This window comes from Calothrix sp. NIES-2098, from assembly GCF_963875125.1.
Taxonomy (GTDB): Bacteria; Cyanobacteriota; Cyanobacteriia; order Cyanobacteriales; family Nostocaceae; genus Aulosira.
Genome location: NZ_CAWNKJ010000001.1, coordinates 2636055 through 2652496 on the forward strand (window position 1 = coordinate 2636055; position 16442 = coordinate 2652496).

Genomic DNA, 16442 nt, shown 5'->3' on the forward strand with positions numbered 1-16442 from the left:
TGCTATATTTTTGCTATCTAATGCGGTAGAGTGTGATTCTACACAGAGGTACTGCTAAGATCCTTTCAATCTATTGGCTCAAACAAATGCCTCAAAATTTCCCCTGCTTCGGCAAATTTGCGATCGCCTGCACAATGCTGACCTCTAGCGTACTTATAGCATTATCAATGACAGTTGACACAGCTGTGCTGGCTCAAGCAACAAAATCGCCCATTCCTACGCCACAGCCCACAAATCAGCCGACACAACCGCCAATTACAACTCCATCATCCACAAATCAGCCGACCAGCCCAATTTCTGAGAAACTATTAGGTCAATGGCAAAGCAAAGACCCTTCTTCGGATTTGGCACTCACCCTGGTTTTTTCGCCGGATGGTAAACTATATATTCTTTCGCCTAATTCGCAAAAGCCAATGGCTGTGGAATTTAAGTACAGCATTAACCCACAACCACAACCAATGCATCTGGATGTCGTCGTCTCTAAAGATGAAAAAAAGGCACTGACAATTTTTGAATTTACAGCTGATGGTCAGCTGCGGTTGCAATTAGAAAACACTGACCCAGGCCAACCCAGACCCAAGGCTTTCTCTCCGACAGCAACCTTATTTACAAAAGTTTCCGATAACACGAAATTGCCGGAGAACATCAAAATCATCTACCTTGACTTATGAGTAATTATTCCATTACGGATACTGCTACTACTAGTTTGATTTCTCCTCACATTTCTAGTAACCTATTTGCCCACAGCACTCCTTTAAAATTGGGCGTTCTCGCTTCTGGGAATGGTAGTAATTTTGAGGCTGTTGCCCAAGCTATTGAAACAGGGGAACTAAACGCCCAAATTGAAGTTTTAATTTACAACAACCCAGAGGCTAAAGCTGCTGTTCGGGCTGCAAATCGAGGTGTAGAAGCAGTGTTATTGAATCACCGCGATTACAAAAGCCGAGATCGGTTTGATGCTCAACTAGTACAAACTTTACGACAATACGATGTTGAATGGGTGATTTTAGCAGGCTGGATGCGGCTGTTAACGCCAGTATTAATTGATGCTTTTTCTGACCGAATTATTAATATCCATCCCAGCTTGTTGCCTAGTTTTAAAGGTATCCATGCTGTAGAACAAGCCTTAGCAGCTGGAGTCAAAATCGCTGGCTGTACGGTGCATCTAGTTTGTTTGGAAGTAGACAGCGGCCCCATACTAATGCAAGCAGCAGTGCCAGTCTTACCAGATGATACAGCCGAAACGCTTCATGCCAGGATTCAAGTTCAGGAACACCGGATTTTACCCCAAGCGATCGCTCTAGCAGCCGAGAGGCGATCGCAGGTTAAACTGGTACCATCGTGACTAACTTAACATCCTCAAATCCATCTTCACCATCTCTTTAATAAGTGCTAAGACTCCTCAGCTACAAGGTTTTTATTGACACTCTCTTGCCTTTGGGCTGAGAGATTCTTAGTTCCGTTACCTGCATCGTATTGCAAAATTCTTGTAAGCAGATATACTGAAGATAACCGGGTCAAAAAACTTTCGTATTCTTAAATAAAAGGTGAGAAGCTAGCCACCAAAAAAGCAGCTAGCTTCTAGAGTATCTACCGTTTCTTTGTCTTCAGCCGCTTACTGCTCCATTTCCCATACTAGGCTTGTCATTTTTTTTTGTCAAGCTGTCATTTAAATGTGACGCAGAAACATGTCTTGCATTTTGGACTTCATGATAGAAAATAAAGACAAGCGTAATATTCAGGATTTCGGTATATGACTGACAGAAGGCGTTCTGATGATTACAAGCAAATCAGCGGCTATATCCCCCTAGATTTAGCCCTGGAGTTTAAAAGTATTTGTGCCCGTTTAGGCATTTCCCAAAGCGATGCGATCGAAGAGATGACTCAAGAGTGGGTAGCGAAGAAAACTGGTACTCATTCCCTCAACTCTCGAAAAGCTGCTCCTCAAACAATTGCCGATTTAGTACGAGCCAACATGGCAGAACTAAAGCGTTGTGGTGTTAAGAACTTAACCGCATTGGCAAAAGGTGAAGTTCTCCCAACACCAGGGGACTTTGCGATCATCACATCGGTTTTAGACATCCCAGAGGAGGAACGAAAAAAAATCTGGGACGAAACATTCAAAATGTCCGTGTATCACGAGACTAAGGGTGTAAAAGTATATAAAGATTCTGGAGGCGTCAAAGAAGATGAGTGTGAGTATTCTTAGAATCCTCAACTTACCAGGCTGGAATTGTAAAATGTCTTATGAAGGGGTTTCAATTGTTGCCCCAACAAAGCGTGATGCTACTGACTTAGCTCAAAGCTATGGAGAAGCTCTTAGCGAAACTGCTTGTAAGATTAAAGGCAAAGTAAGGATTCAATGGAGAGGCTGCAAGCAACCGATTGAATTCTTTGGGTGGATGGCCAGCGAACAAGCGCCTACACCAGCGGAAACAGCCGAACGGGTATTGCAATCTGAAGGTGGAATATTTTGTAGCCAGTTATACATACCATCTCAGTTGTTGTATCGTATGGTTGCCGCTGCTGAAAATGAGCGTCCTGTGAGCATTGTCAGACAAGATACTCGCAAACAAATCATTGTTAATCAGCCAATGGCTGATATGCTAGAGACACCACCAGAAATTGCCACTGAAAGGATCATGACCCAGTTTTGGCTACCTGAAGATTTAGCAGAACTGGAACAAAGATTGCGTAACGATAGACAGTTCACCTGGACTTACTCCGCTGGACTCAATGAGCGCGCTTGGGCAATCTTGACTACTCAATTTGAGGCTTTTGAGGTTGAGGGTATTTGGTACAGACAAGGAACTTGTTTGTCAACTCCTCAACTTGTGCCAATACCGCCAGGAGTGCTTGAACAAGCTTAAAATCACTATTTGACTCCTTCACGAATTAGAAAATCATCAGGTGCGTCATTTTCTATTTCGGGGTGCACTCCTTGAATCAGTTATCAGGTTTAATACCAATTCAACAAAAGAGGGCTACAGATAATGATGCGGGACGATTCGGGGTTTTATGTAGGGCGGTGCAATTAAAAATAACTGGCGTACCCCTCTGGGGAAGCAAGCTACGCGTAGTGTCTCCGATAATAGAAGGCTGTCATTTGTTCGTTATTATTGGTAAGGGTTTAAAGCTTATTGATTTTTCAATAATTATTTACACTAACTGACTGAGATTGACCCACAGATAAATCTGCTTGGTAACATCAGGAAATGAGCATCCAGGCAAAAATGTTGCAGTTATCCCTCTATTTTCTTCAGGACTTTGACTAATTCTCTGGTGCCGTCGATGTTTGGTGACTGGAAATTAGAAAAATGTAGCGGATTTAGATGTTGTCACCCCATCTTGAGATAGCCAGACTAATTACACAATTTCTCAACTGCGAACTATAACAGCTACTTAAAATCACAACAATTGAAAATTTCTGGTCTAAGGTGCGTAAATTGCTTTCTTGATTTCTGATTTTGGTAAATGCACCCTTGACACTCCATTGCACTGAATCAATCTACCTTGACTTTTACTTAAAAATAGTATCTATCCTTACATTTTTTGGGTATTGGTCATTTGTTCTCTCTTACAAAGTTCAGATCGCCGGAAGCCGGCGCTCCGACTTTGCGCTTTGTCCTTTGTCATACTCCCTTATCTTCTTTGTCCTCCACACTTCCTTATCCCCTGTTGTGGTAGAGTTTTGTACTCGTACATAAGATGCGATCGCTAATATATATAGAGAGCAGGGAGGCAGCTAGAGCATGAATAAACCAGAAGTAGCATCTTATGGAGCTTGGCGATCGCCAATTACAACAGATTTAATTACTTCCCAAACTATTGGATTAGGGCAAATTTTTCTCGACGGACAGGATATTTACTGGAGCGAATTAAGACCATCAGAGAAGGGTAGAAACGTAATTGTACGGTTAAAAGATGGTCAAAATCAGGATGTGACGCCTGCTGGCTATAACGTGCGTACCCGCGTCCATGAATATGGCGGCGCTTCTTTTCTGGTAGTTGATGGCACAGTGTACTTTTGTAACTTTGCCGACCAACGCCTTTATCGTCAATCTATTGATAGCGAACCACAACCTATTACACCAGAAGTAGCTAAACGCTATGCAGACGCTATTTTCGATCGTCAACGCCAGCGAATTATTTGTGTGTGCGAGGATAATACTGTTGCGGGACAAGAAGCTGTCAATACATTGGTAAGCCTAGGGTTAGAAAGAGATACTACACCGCAGCAACTAGTTGGCGGTAACGACTTTTATGCTTCACCTCGCCTCAGTCCCGATGGTTCGCGCTTGGCTTGGCTGGCTTGGAACCATCCGAATATGCCGTGGGATGGTACGGAACTGTGGGTTGCAGAAGTCCAAGCAGACGGACTTTTAGGAAAAGCTCAAAAAATCGCAGGTGGTTTAGACGAATCTATTTTTCAGCCGCAGTGGTCGCCAGATGGCACGCTGTACTTTATTTCTGACCGCACAGGCTGGTGGAATCTCTATCGCTGGCAAAATGGAAGTGTGGAACCGTTGACTCAAATGGAAGCTGAGTTTGGTAAACCTCTGTGGGTTTTAGGGACTTCCACCTATGATTTTGAGTCAGGCGATCGCATTATTTGCAGTTATACTCAGCAAAGCATTTGGCATTTAGCTAGTCTCGACACAACAACAAAACAACTAGAATCTCTGCCAACACCTTACACGGATATTTCTTCGCTACACGCAGCTCCAGGTAAGGTAGTGTTTATCGGTGGTTCTCCAACTGAGTCAACAGCTATTGTACAGTTAGACTTAGCAAGTAAAAAGCTGGAAGTCCTACGCCGTGCTAGTGAGGTAAAGATTGAGGCTGGTTATCTTTCCCTACCCCAAGCAATAGAGTATCCGACAGCTGATGGTAAGACAGCATATGCCTTATTTTATCAACCGCAAAATCATGATTACACTGCCCCGGTAGGGGAAAAACCGCCGCTGATTGTCAAAAGCCACGGCGGGCCGACAGCCGCAGCTGGGAGTAGTTTGAACTTTCGCATTCAATACTGGACTAGCCGAGGCATAGCAGTTTTAGATGTAAATTATGGCGGTAGCACGGGTTATGGAAGAGAGTACCGTCAAAGATTAGATGGTCAGTGGGGAATTGTGGATGTTGATGATTGCGTTGATGGGGCGCGTTATTTGGTAGAAAGAGGAGAAGTAGACGGTAATCGCCTAGCAATTTCTGGTGGTAGTGCGGGTGGTTATACAACCCTGTGTGCTTTAACTTTTCGCGATACTTTTAAAGCAGGTGCTAGCCACTATGGAGTTAGCGATTTAGAAGCTTTAGCGAGAGATACTCACAAATTTGAGTCGCGCTACTTAGATCGTCTAATTGGTGCTTATCCAGAACAGCGCCAGATTTATCAAGAGCGATCGCCTATTAATTTTACCGAACGACTTGCTTCTCCAGTGATTTTCTTCCAAGGTTTGGAAGACCAAGTAGTACCACCAAATCAAACCGAAGCAATGGTGACAGCACTGCGGGTTAAAGGCGTACCAGTAGCGTACCTTCCCTTTGAAGGCGAGCAACATGGCTTCCGCAAAGCAGAGAATATCAAGCGTTCTTTGGAAGCAGAACTTTACTTCTACTCGCAGATTTTCGGCTTTGAGTTACCCGAATCTATTGAACCTATGGTGATTGAAAACTTTAAATCATAGCTTTGATATTTAGCGACGATGTAAGAACCAATACCATCCAGAACCTTTGCGAGTCAGCCAAGAGTCGTCTAAATCGGGATTGTAGACAGGGATATCAGAAAATTGAGCGTCGTCATCCACGCGAATTTTGAGATTCTGACAATTCCCTTCAATTTCAATTGTGACAGTCCGATCGTCGCTCTGGCTTGGACGCAAAAGGCTGTCTCTAATAATACGTCGATTCCTATCTACTTGCTGCCTATGGCTAGAGACACAACGCACTCTCACTAAGGAGTTGTCATTAGGGTTATCTAAAAGATAAGGCAAGATTTGGGAGTCCCGATTTCTAGGAGTTTCGGCGCTGGCTAAAGATGTTACCGATAGCAACAGGATTGTACTCAGGGTAATAATTCTTGCTCCAGTTGGGCTATTCATAATATCTCCTGAGAAGTAAAGAAAGTAATTGCCAGGGCGCTAACCCCGGCGTGGAATTAATCTAAAATTAAGGATTTTGGTATAAGTTATTTGTTGTCTAACAGTTGATTTACCTGCTGTCCTCGGCGACCAGTTTTAATTTCATAACGGCGAGTCAGGTTATCTTGATAGTTCATATCTCTAGCGGCAGCAGAGTTGACGAAAGCATCGCAATTCTTACCTTGAACCACTGTCGAGGAACTGCTGGTATTTTCTTCATTGCGGTTATTGCGGGTATCTTTGGAGTCACTATTATTTTGACTACCTTGGCTAGCACCGCTACCACTTACGCCAATACCTAAGAAGCTGACACCGCCTCCACCGCCATCATTGTGGCTGCGAGAAGAACTGGAACGAGTACTAGTAGAGGTTGCAAGCGCTAATTTGCTAGAACTGTTACGAGTATTGCTACCTAAACCAACATCACTACACAAAGCACGTGGGTCATTCGCCAAAGTTTTCGGGTCAACCCAAGATTGATGGTCGCCCAATCCTTGAATTTCACTATTACCAACTGGATTACTAGGTGCGCTAGGTGTAGGAGTTTTAGGAGTACCATTACCTACAGCTGCGCCAGGGGTGAGAATACCAGGTTTGAAAATACCAGCAGGCTGTACATCAAAAGGCCCTGCCAATGCTGGTAGTGTAGAGGTCAAAAGAGCAGTAGCTGTTAGCAAAGAGCCAGTTAAGTTACGGAATTTCATGGTCATTCTCCTCAAGTTGAAGTGTTTGTCTTGGGCTTTCACCCTTACACTTACTCAATAGGTTGACTGCGATTAGTTTATGCACCCTGTGGGGAAATTTTTTTTAAATCCTGACTGGGGAATGAGGATGAGGGAGTGTGGGGAGACAAAGGAGTAAGACAAATGACCAATGACAAATACCCACTAAATTGACTGTGAAAACTGGGATAAATAAGTGAATCATCTTGATTGTTTTCACTGAAATATGCAGTACCCTTTAGAACTTACCTTCAAATTTTGGGCTTTAGCGCCACAAATATCGATTGTTGATGGTCAAGGTAATTTGGTTTTCTACGTTAAGCAGAAACTGTTCAAGCTAAAGGAAGCAATTACCATCTTTGCTGACGTAGAACGTACCCGTCCCTTGTATTACATCAAAGCTGACCGAATTATTGACTTTTCGGCACGTTACAACTTCACCGATAGCAATGGTAGAGAGATTGGTGCAGTCAAACGGCGAGGATTGCGATCGCTTTGGCGGGCACGCTATGACATATTTGATGGCGAGACTAGCAATCTCAACATCCAAGAGAAAAATCCTTGGATAAAGGTTGCAGATGCTTTATTTGCAGAGATTCCCGTTCTAGGAATGTTCACTGGTTATGTATTCAATCCAGTCTACTTAGTTAGCCGAACTGATGGTACTGTGGTCATGCGTTTAGAGAAAATCCCCGCTTTTCTCTCGCGAAGATTTACGATCAAAGCTGTCGATCGAATGAGCGATCGCGAAGAAGAACAGGTTTTGCTAAGTTTAATGATGATGCTGCTCTTAGAACGCAATCGTGGCTAGCTAAGAGTCGCTCATTCTAGCAATTCTCGCAGAGGAAAACTATCAATTATTCTCCTCTGCTCTCTTGTCTCCCCACACTCCCTACACTCCCTACACTCCTTTGTCCCATTAATAGCCATCCACAGACCAATGGGGAGGGTCATTACTCAACTTATACACTCCGTAGGTGCTACCTACATTCCATAAAGTTCTATTGAGAGCCGCATTTGGTGGGTCGCCTACAGCCACCATTCGCCCATTACCATCTCTAATATTAATCTTGCCATTCCAAGTAACATTCCAATCAATAGCCAGTCTTTGAATATGGCGAGAATTTAAGGAAACAGGATTGCCACCAATTCCATAAGCATCTAACATCTCATTCGCAGCTTGTACTGAACCAGCATTGGTGTAATGCTCCCACTCGATATTGACTCCAGCCATACTTGGCACGTATTTAGCAGCAATTTCTTGTCTATAAATTCTGGCTGCATAATGCATTAAGTAAGCACGTTCTTTAGGACGATGAGTAGCCGTAACAATTACTTGACATCCTGCATCAATCAGTGATTTTTGAAATGCTTCTACTCTTTGACGAAATGGTGAAGCTAAATCAGAAATTAATTTGCTGGTAGGAAAGCTATCAACCCAATGAGCGCCGCTGAGGCAAAATCTCTGAATTTTTGCATAACTATTTAAAATATCCAATGCTTGAGTTAAATCTTGCCCTAGTTTTTGCTTAGTAGTATTACTTAGTGCCTCTTCTAGTTCGCTACGCAAGCGGACATCTCTTTTTTTGTATGCTTCGGCTAACCCTTTACTACTTGTATCACCAAAGTCTCCATCTACTTTTAAAGCAGGATTTAATTGCCCAGTTTTATTTAAAGATGTTTGTAAATCTTTAACCTCTGCTTCTCCAAAACCAAGATAACTGAGCAATGTATTAGCTGGAATATTCAGTTTTAAAATCAAACCCCGATCGAGCGCTTTGGCATAGGTCATATTGCCAACAACACCATCAGCAGTTAAGCCATTTCTTTGTTGATAGCTGCGAGTTGCTTGGTCTGTTTGTTTCCCAAAGTCACCATCAGCAACCCCAATCGGAAATTCAGAATCTTTTAAAAAGCTTTGCCAAGCACGAACAACATCTCCTTCTGAACCAAGTTTAATGACTGGTAATTTTAGAATGCTGACATTAAAAGCCATAATTTTCTCCAAACTCAAAATTATAGACTTCTTGCAAAAGGCTACATAATATATCTCGTAATTTTAATGATACTTTGCCCCTTGACTATGTTTATTATGCGCTTTTACAAGCTGTCTATTTATTCGTAAACTATGAGAATTAAAACTAGCATTTGCTATTTAATTCTCATAGTTTTGCCTAATTTGTAATTTTAAATGACTTAATTATTTAATAAGTTAAGTAGGCAGCAATAAATCTAACTACGTTAAGACCATGAGGATAAAAAAGCCCTACTTAGTGAATGCCAAAAATCGGCGTTCCTAACTTTGTAATCAAGGATAAATCATAGCCTTAACTAGTTAATTTATTTGTGCCACGCTACTTAACTAACCAATTAATTTCTGCCAAGAAGCAGGGCCGACAATTCCATCAGCGAGTAATCCATTTTGCTTTTGAAAGTTTTTCACACTCACCTCTGTCTGCGGGCCATATACACCATCGACTTCAACACCTAAACGATATTGCAAATAGCGAATAACCGGGCCCCCAGCATGATTTAGGCGAATGATTCTTTTGGCTAAAATCAGATTAATTGCATCCCATGTAGCTTTGTCAGCATTTCCAGTTTCAGAAATTCCCACAATTTTTTGAAATTTGGCTACCGCAGAACTTGTAGCGCTTCCGGCTATGCCATCTTCCACTAAACTTTTACCATTTTTATCAGTTATCTTCAGTTGATTCAAAGTTTTTTGTAGTCTCTGAATTGTAGTATCTACATTCTGTTCTTCATCTGGTACTGGGTTGACAGGAGTAGTGGGTAATTTACCTGTTAAGCCTTTGACAATTGCATTCGCCAGTGCTTCCGGATTAAAAAGATTCATATCTTTTTGTGAATCGAGGAAGCAACCTTCTACAAGAATCGCGGGCATATTTGTATTTCTCAGAACATATAAATGGGAACCACTTTTAACACCCCGATTAAAAAATCCTAATTTGATAATTTCATCTAATACTGGTTTAGCAATTTTTCGACTACTTTCGCTACCAGCAAATACTTCTGTGCCGTTTGCTTGTCCGTTAAAAGAATTAAAGTGAATGGATACATACACATCCACTTTATTAGAATTTGCTTTGTCGCATCTTTGAGCAAGTGATTGAGTTACTGTGCTAGCTCTATCTGGTTTACAAGGTATGACTTGATGCCCTAAAGCTTGGAGCTTCGATATTACTCTATTTCCCACATCTAAGGTTAAATTATCCTCAAATTTGAGGCCTCTCGCTCCGGTGTCTGGAGGGCAATTATGCCCAATATCAACGCCAAATTTCATGAATCTATCCTCCACTTAATTTTTCTACTAGTTTAAATGTCCGATATGCTTTGATAACCCTCTTTTATACATTTGCCTAGAGAAAAATAAATTTTCCATCTCAAAAATCGCAGTGACTAGAAAAAATTTATACCACAAATGTTGTTAACTTAACTCTAACGAAAGTCATAAAATAGATAATAATTTCTAAACTTGAACAGAAAGATTTTTAACTACAAGTTGCAGAAAATAAATTCCTGGAATTTAACAAAACTTTTTTTCACTTAACATACCCTCAAGGCTCCCATCTTGCACCCAGCTAGAGAAAATCGCAAAAGCTAAATAAAGAGCGCAGAATATTACAATACCTCTTTTATACTTAGTTGTAATTTTGACGCTAAATATTTAAGTGCAATCTGTAGGGGAGCCAGTGCGTTGGACTGGTTTCCAAAGCAGCCGCTTGCGGGGGTTTCATATAACTCCTATTTGATTTTCAAGAAAATTTCGTACATCCTCATATTCAAGTCTGTTCGCTATTGCCCCTTACTAGATTGCTATAACTAAACAATATGACTTAATAAAAATGCCAGTAAGAATGTATGAATAACCAGCCCGAACAATTTGCTAGTGATAATAACTCTGGTATTTGTCCAGAAGCCTGGGAGTATATGCTTAAAGCCAATCAAGGGAGCGCTCCTGCTTATGGTAATGATGTATGGACGCAAAAAGCAACCGATTATTTTCGCGAACTGTTTGAAATAGATTGCAAAGTATTTTTTGCTTTCAACGGTACAGCAGCAAACTCTCTATCTTTAGCTGCACTTTGTCAGTCTTATCACAGCGTTATCTGTCATGAAATATCCCACATCGAAACAGATGAATGTGGCGCACCAGAGTATGCTTCTAACGGTTCTAAATTATTACTAGCTAAAGGTGAAAATGGCAAGTTAACAGCAGAAGCTATAGAGGTGCTGGTGACTAAACGCACTGATATTCATTATCCTAAACCGAAAGTAATTAGCATTACCCAAGCAACTGAATTAGGTACTTTATATACGCCGGACGAACTTTTAAGTATTAAAGAAACTGCTCAAAAGCATAACTTAAAAATCCATATGGATGGCGCTCGCTTTGCAAATGCAGTCGCCGCTATGAATAAAAGTCCTGCTGAAATTACTTGGAAGAGTGGTGTAGATGTGTTGTGTTTTTGTGGCACGAAAAATGGTATGGCTTTAGGCGAAGCAATACTTTTCTTTAACAAAGCATTAGCCGAAGATTTTGACTATCGTATCAAACAAGCTGGACAATTAGCTTCAAAAATGCGCTTTATTTCTGCCCCTTGGTTGGGCTTATTAGAAACTGGTGCGTGGTTGAAAAATGCACGCCATGCAAATCAATGTGCTGCATATTTAGAACATAAGTTATTAGGCATAGATGGTGTTGAAATAATGTTTCCCAGAGAAGCTAATGCTGTATTTGCAAAACTACCTGAATATACAATTCAAATTCTTAAAGAAAAAGGCTGGCAGTTTTATACATTTATTGGTGTAGGAGGAGTTCGTTTTATGTGTTCTTGGAATACAACACAATCTAGAATTGATGAACTGGTTAATGATATCAAAAATGCAATTTAAGTAAACTATTACGTATTTAAATTTTAGATTTCGCGTTAGGGTTGTCAAGAGTCAATAGTCCAGGTTCAAAAGCTAGCTTGGGCTATTGAACGCCAGTTACCTATCACTTACTACATGGCGAGAAAACTTTCGGCAGTCGTGACTATAGTAAGTATCGAAAAATTTTATGGTAAAAATTTAGTAACAGGATAGAGACACAAAATGCACAAAAGACAACTATCTGTGGTTTTCTTTTTATAAGATTAATATTTGCTAGAGATTGAATATTGGCTATAACTAGGAAATTGTGTTTCTGAGGCTATAGCCAAGCTATCCTATGCCAAAATGAAAGTGATTAATACTTTTAAGGTGAGCGATCGCTCTGAAAGCTAGATAAAGGATTGACCTGAGCAATGGCAGACCCAACCAATCACAATGAAGCGGGAGAGGTAGCTCCCAGCACTGTTGACAAACAGGCCCCCAGTGTCGCTGAAGAACACGCTCCTAGCACTGACGAACCAGTAGCGACAGATCTCCCTACTGCCAACACGCCAGATCCCAAAGCAGCAAACCCAGAAACTAACCCCAATGCTGCTACAACCACAACTGCACCGCCTAAGCGCGAGAAACCCGCAGCCGCTAAAGCGCCAGGAGCAAAACCAGCCGCCGCTAAAGCTGATGGCGAAGAAAAACCCGCCGCTAAAGCAGCAGCAAAAAAAGAGAAAGCTCCAGCAGTTGAAGATAAACCCTTTGCAGAGTTTATACAGCAAGAGTACTTACCAGCTGTACAAAAGGCGATTACTCAGCAGGGTGTCTCAGATTTACAGCTATCTTTTGCAAAACAGAAGGTTCCCATCACTGGCTTTGAATCAGCTGAGGAATGCTGGCAACTTATAGGAAGTTGGCAAAATGGTTTGCGCCAGTTTAACCTTTATTTCCCTGATGAAGATATTCAGGGTAAAAAAGGATTTTCTTGCAATGAAGGTAAAAAACCTAGCACTCTTGAGTCCTTCTTAATTGATGAACGTAAAATCACTCTTGACTTGCTGGTATTTGGTTTAGTACAGCGCTTGAACGGTCAAAAGTGGCTAGGTAGAAATTAGTTAAGAGTCAACAGTCCAAAGTCAAGAGTCAAGAGTTTTAAACAAAGGACAAATGACTAATGACCAATGACTATTAAAGTTCATGAAAATGGTAGGTGACGGCTCCAGTAATGGGGTCGTTATCTATTCTGACGTAACCTGATTTGAACATTTCCTTCAGGCTAGCTTCCACTTCAGCAAAACCGACTCCTGTGGCTTTCACACCTTGAGTAACAGTGAGAGTGCCATTATTTCTTTCTGCTGCTTCAATCAGTTTAACCATGAGTTGGTTGCCACTGGGACGGTAAACTTGAGAGGCGATCGCAGGTTGATTGAGTGGTATTCCCAAGGGAGATAAGCCTGCTTTGGCTCTAAGTTTCAGCTCGTGTTCGTCAACCATACCGGGGATGAGCAAAAGATCCACAAACTGTCCTACGCCAAATAAACCAACGGTACACAGCCACAACACACCTGTTGCAATCTTGCCATTATATAAACGGTGCAGTCCTCCCAAACCAAAAAACCAGGCTGCACACAAGATGTAGGACACAAGAAGACGGTCTTTATTGGTGTTGTTTTCAACATTCATGTTGTTTTCATCCCCTTGGATTCACTCTTGATCTCAGAGACGGGTTTGTGATGCTGATTTGTTTCTTCTCAAATCTTAGATGACTACCGATTTTCCGTGCCTGATTCCGCCAAAATTGAAGTATTGTTGCAACTCTTAACGTTTCTTCTACCTGTTTTGATCCAGCAGCTTGGTAGACTGAATTTTATACAAATGGTTTATTGTCATCTAGTTGCGCCTTGTGAAAGCCCAATTTTGGGTTTTCTGGTGTACTCAAGATAATAAAGACAAAAGAGCAATTAAGACATGGTAGATTCCCTCAAAAAACCAGGCTTTGAAGAATTGCGCCCAGGGATCAAAGTCCCGGCAAAAGAAACACTGTTAACACCCCGGTTTTATACCACCGACTTTGATGAAATGGCGCGGATGGATATCTCCGTCAACGAAGACGAGTTAAAAGCCATTCTCGAAGAGTTCCGCGCTGACTACAACCGCCATCATTTTGTTCGGGATGCCGAGTTTGAACAATCCTGGGATCATATTGATGGGGAAACTCGCCGTTTGTTCGTTGAATTTTTAGAACGTTCCTGTACAGCCGAGTTTTCCGGGTTTTTGCTGTACAAAGAACTCGGACGCCGCTTGAAAGATAAAAGCCCAGTTTTGGCAGAATGCTTCAACTTGATGTCACGAGATGAAGCACGCCATGCAGGCTTTTTGAACAAAGCGATGTCAGACTTTAATCTCTCCCTAGATTTAGGGTTTTTGACTAAGAGCCGGGCTTACACCTTCTTTAAGCCGAAATTTATCTTCTACGCTACCTATCTTTCTGAAAAGATTGGTTATTGGCGGTATATCACCATTTATCGTCATTTAGAAGCGCATCCCGAAGATCGGATTTACCCGATTTTCCGCTTCTTTGAAAATTGGTGTCAGGACGAAAACCGTCATGGTGATTTCTTCGATGCAATCATGAAATCCCAGCCGCAAATGCTGAATGATTGGAAAGCAAGACTATGGAGTCGCTTCTTCCTGTTGTCAGTGTTTGTGACAATGTATCTCAATGACATCCAGCGTCAAGACTTCTATGCATCTATTGGACTGGATGCGCGGGAATACGATATCTATGTAATCAAAAAGACTAACGAAACTGCAGGAAGAGTTTTCCCGTTGATGCTGGATGTAGATAATCCAGAGTTTTATCAACGGTTAGATGATTGCGTTGAAAAGATGGCAAAATTGAACGCGATCGCTAACTCTAAAACTCCTAAATTCCTGCAATTCTTCCAGAAGTTACCACTTTACACTTCCATTGGTTGGCAGATGCTACGGCTGTACCTAATGAAACCGATTGATGCTGTTTCTGCTCAAGGTATGGCGCGTTAATTGATAACGGTTTTAATTAATTTTTAGTGGTTCTGTGTTAACACAGAGCCACTTTTTTATTGCAGTTTGCGTGTCATTGCATATATCACAACACATCGGGAGCAAAATACTGAAAATCAGCGTCAGATAAAGCAATACTTAGAACTATTTTAGATATCACAGATGCACAAGGGTTTGTCCAGTAAGCTGCCGCTTTTATTAACATTCTGCTTATCTACTAGCTTTTTACCTGCCTCTGGCTCAGTTATGTGTTCTGCATTTGCTCATGAAGAATACGGTAGAACAGATAGAGATTATGGTACAGATGGCAGCAAAGGCACTGATGGACGGCCTGGTAGAAGTGGTCGTAACGGTGAAAACCAAACTATTTTTGTTAATGGTTCGCCTGTAAATCTCGATCTCTCAGGTGAAGATGCTGAGGATGGGGAAGATGGTCAACGTGGTTATCGGCCTGACTGCGGTCATCAACCAGATAATGTCAGTCACGACATCCATGCACCAGATGGCGGTGCTGGTGGTGATGGCGGTAAAGGCGGAGATGGCGGAAATGGTGGTTCTCTGACTGTGTATTACAGTAACTTGGCAGACTTGCAGAAAATATCCGTCCGTGCAACTGGGGGCGAAGGCGGACGTGGTGGACGCGGTGCTAACGGCGGCGTCGGTTGTAATTGTCGCAGGCGCAGATGGGAAGTCAAAACTTGTACGGGAACTCCTGGTAGCCCAGATTATAAATGTACAGAAAAAACTTATCGCTGCCATGATGGTAGAGATGGGCGATACGGTACTGATGGTAGCGATGGTAGCCGAGGTCGCTTAGGAACTTTGAGTATTGTTCGAGGTAAAGAATCCTTGGCGGGTGATACGCCAACTTTACAGGCAGCAATTTCCGAACTTTCAGGGAAGCAATTTAACCTCTCCAAAAACAAGTGGAATTTACGCACAGGAGCAACTTCTTTACTTGCTCCTGGTTCTGCGATCGCAGATGAATACCGAGAGTTTGAGCAACGATTAGAAGCAACTTTTCAACTGGTTTGGCAAGAGAGACAACCTATAACCAGCTTTGGCAATCAAGTTACAAAGCTGACTCTCAATGACAACAAACAAGTTGAAATTACCTTCCCTGAGGATTTATGGATTGAGGGTAGCAGCAAAACTGAGGCTAACTTGACAACCTTTACTGTTAACAATGCCATTTCTAAAAAAGATGTGACGCGATTAGCCGTGGCAGAATTTGCTGGTGCAGAAAAAAATCTCAACCTAAAAATAGTAGATTTGGCAGCAAAATCTGATGTCCTTCAAACTCAATTTCGCGTGAAATTCCGGACACAGGATAATTCTTCCGGCTTGTCTGATTATCGGACTGTATATGAAGGTGAAATCCCAGCTGAACTCGTAACCCGGGATTACAATCGCTTTATTCTGGCTTTAGGCAAGCTCCCAATTCCCGCTACTGCCCTCGATCCAGGTGTCAAAGTTGATATAGACGTGATCGCAACTCGCTCATTAGGAGGACGTTCGGCAAAGCAAAGCATTAATTGGCAAGGTCAGATTCGGAGGAGGTGAGAGACTAGGGAGGGTGGGGAGTGTGGGAAGTGTGGGGAGAAATAACTAATAACCTTTGACCTTTGAGCGTTGACTCTGGACTCTTGAC

Annotated in this window: 15 protein-coding genes; 10 read left to right on the forward strand and 5 right to left on the reverse strand. The window is 42.0% G+C overall.

Going from position 1 to position 16442, the window contains the following annotated elements; all coding sequences use genetic code 11:
- The first annotated feature begins 86 nt into the window (after positions 1-86).
- The 5 genes from AACU33_RS11060 (at position 87) to AACU33_RS11080 (ending at position 5687) form a co-directional block, all read left to right on the forward strand.
- Positions 87-671: a hypothetical protein gene (locus AACU33_RS11060; protein WP_096588550.1), complete on the forward strand. Its 585-nt coding sequence runs from the start codon at positions 87-89 to the stop codon at positions 669-671.
- A complete protein-coding gene (purN, locus tag AACU33_RS11065; RefSeq protein ID WP_096588551.1) occupies positions 668-1345 on the forward strand; it encodes a phosphoribosylglycinamide formyltransferase in 678 nt (225 codons plus the stop codon). Before AACU33_RS11060 ends, purN begins: the two co-directional genes overlap by 4 nt.
- A gap of 408 nt (positions 1346-1753) precedes the next feature.
- Positions 1754-2209 carry a hypothetical protein gene (locus AACU33_RS11070; protein WP_096588552.1) on the forward strand — a complete coding sequence of 152 codons (456 nt, stop codon included), beginning with the start codon at positions 1754-1756 and terminating at the stop codon, positions 2207-2209.
- Complete coding sequence (locus AACU33_RS11075; protein ID WP_096588553.1) at positions 2190-2870, forward strand: PAS domain-containing protein; 681 nt, start codon at positions 2190-2192, stop codon at positions 2868-2870. Before AACU33_RS11070 ends, AACU33_RS11075 begins: the two co-directional genes overlap by 20 nt.
- A gap of 882 nt (positions 2871-3752) precedes the next feature.
- Positions 3753-5687: a S9 family peptidase gene (locus AACU33_RS11080; RefSeq protein WP_096588554.1), complete on the forward strand. Its 1935-nt coding sequence runs from the start codon at positions 3753-3755 to the stop codon at positions 5685-5687.
- A 9-nt stretch (positions 5688-5696) separates the two neighbouring features.
- On the opposite strand, the gene AACU33_RS11085 is transcribed toward AACU33_RS11080, so the two are convergent.
- Together AACU33_RS11085 and AACU33_RS11090 are read right to left on the reverse strand one after the other, a co-directional pair.
- Positions 5697-6101, reverse strand: coding sequence for a hypothetical protein (locus tag AACU33_RS11085; RefSeq protein WP_096588555.1), 405 nt, complete (start codon positions 6099-6101; stop codon positions 5697-5699).
- An 86-nt stretch (positions 6102-6187) separates the two neighbouring features.
- Positions 6188-6844: a hypothetical protein gene (locus AACU33_RS11090; RefSeq protein ID WP_096588556.1), complete on the reverse strand. Its 657-nt coding sequence runs from the start codon at positions 6842-6844 to the stop codon at positions 6188-6190.
- 244 nt (positions 6845-7088) lie between these two features.
- Between AACU33_RS11090 and AACU33_RS11095 the strand changes: the two genes are divergently transcribed.
- On the forward strand, positions 7089-7673 hold the full coding sequence (locus tag AACU33_RS11095) for a hypothetical protein (protein ID WP_096588557.1): 585 nt from the start codon (positions 7089-7091) through the stop codon (positions 7671-7673).
- Positions 7674-7781: 108 nt separating this feature from the next.
- Here AACU33_RS11095 and AACU33_RS11100 read toward each other — a convergent pair whose 3' ends face one another.
- Both AACU33_RS11100 and AACU33_RS11105 read right to left on the reverse strand, forming a co-directional pair.
- Positions 7782-8858 (reverse strand): peptidoglycan-binding domain-containing protein, encoded by a 1077-nt coding sequence (locus AACU33_RS11100; protein WP_096588558.1) that lies wholly within the window; start codon positions 8856-8858, stop codon positions 7782-7784.
- A 366-nt stretch (positions 8859-9224) separates the two neighbouring features.
- A complete protein-coding gene (locus tag AACU33_RS11105) occupies positions 9225-10166 on the reverse strand; it encodes an N-acetylmuramoyl-L-alanine amidase (RefSeq protein WP_096588559.1) in 942 nt (313 codons plus the stop codon).
- A 578-nt stretch (positions 10167-10744) separates the two neighbouring features.
- On the opposite strand from AACU33_RS11105, the gene AACU33_RS11110 reads away from it, so the two are divergent.
- Together AACU33_RS11110 and AACU33_RS11115 are read left to right on the forward strand one after the other, a co-directional pair.
- Positions 10745-11779, forward strand: a complete 1035-nt coding sequence (locus tag AACU33_RS11110) for a threonine aldolase family protein (RefSeq protein WP_096588560.1) — start codon at positions 10745-10747, stop codon at positions 11777-11779.
- A 392-nt stretch (positions 11780-12171) separates the two neighbouring features.
- Positions 12172-12861, forward strand: a complete 690-nt coding sequence (locus AACU33_RS11115; RefSeq protein ID WP_096588561.1) for a DUF2996 domain-containing protein — start codon at positions 12172-12174, stop codon at positions 12859-12861.
- A gap of 73 nt (positions 12862-12934) precedes the next feature.
- On the opposite strand, the gene AACU33_RS11120 is transcribed toward AACU33_RS11115, so the two are convergent.
- Positions 12935-13429 (reverse strand): TM2 domain-containing protein, encoded by a 495-nt coding sequence (locus AACU33_RS11120; protein ID WP_096588562.1) that lies wholly within the window; start codon positions 13427-13429, stop codon positions 12935-12937.
- 285 nt (positions 13430-13714) lie between these two features.
- Here AACU33_RS11120 and acsF point away from each other — a divergent pair, with 285 nt between their 5' ends.
- Positions 13715-14791, forward strand: a complete 1077-nt coding sequence (gene acsF, locus AACU33_RS11125; RefSeq protein WP_096588563.1) for a magnesium-protoporphyrin IX monomethyl ester (oxidative) cyclase — start codon at positions 13715-13717, stop codon at positions 14789-14791.
- A gap of 162 nt (positions 14792-14953) precedes the next feature.
- Positions 14954-16354 (forward strand): hypothetical protein, encoded by a 1401-nt coding sequence (locus AACU33_RS11130; protein WP_096588564.1) that lies wholly within the window; start codon positions 14954-14956, stop codon positions 16352-16354.
- Positions 16355-16442: the final 88 nt, after the last annotated feature.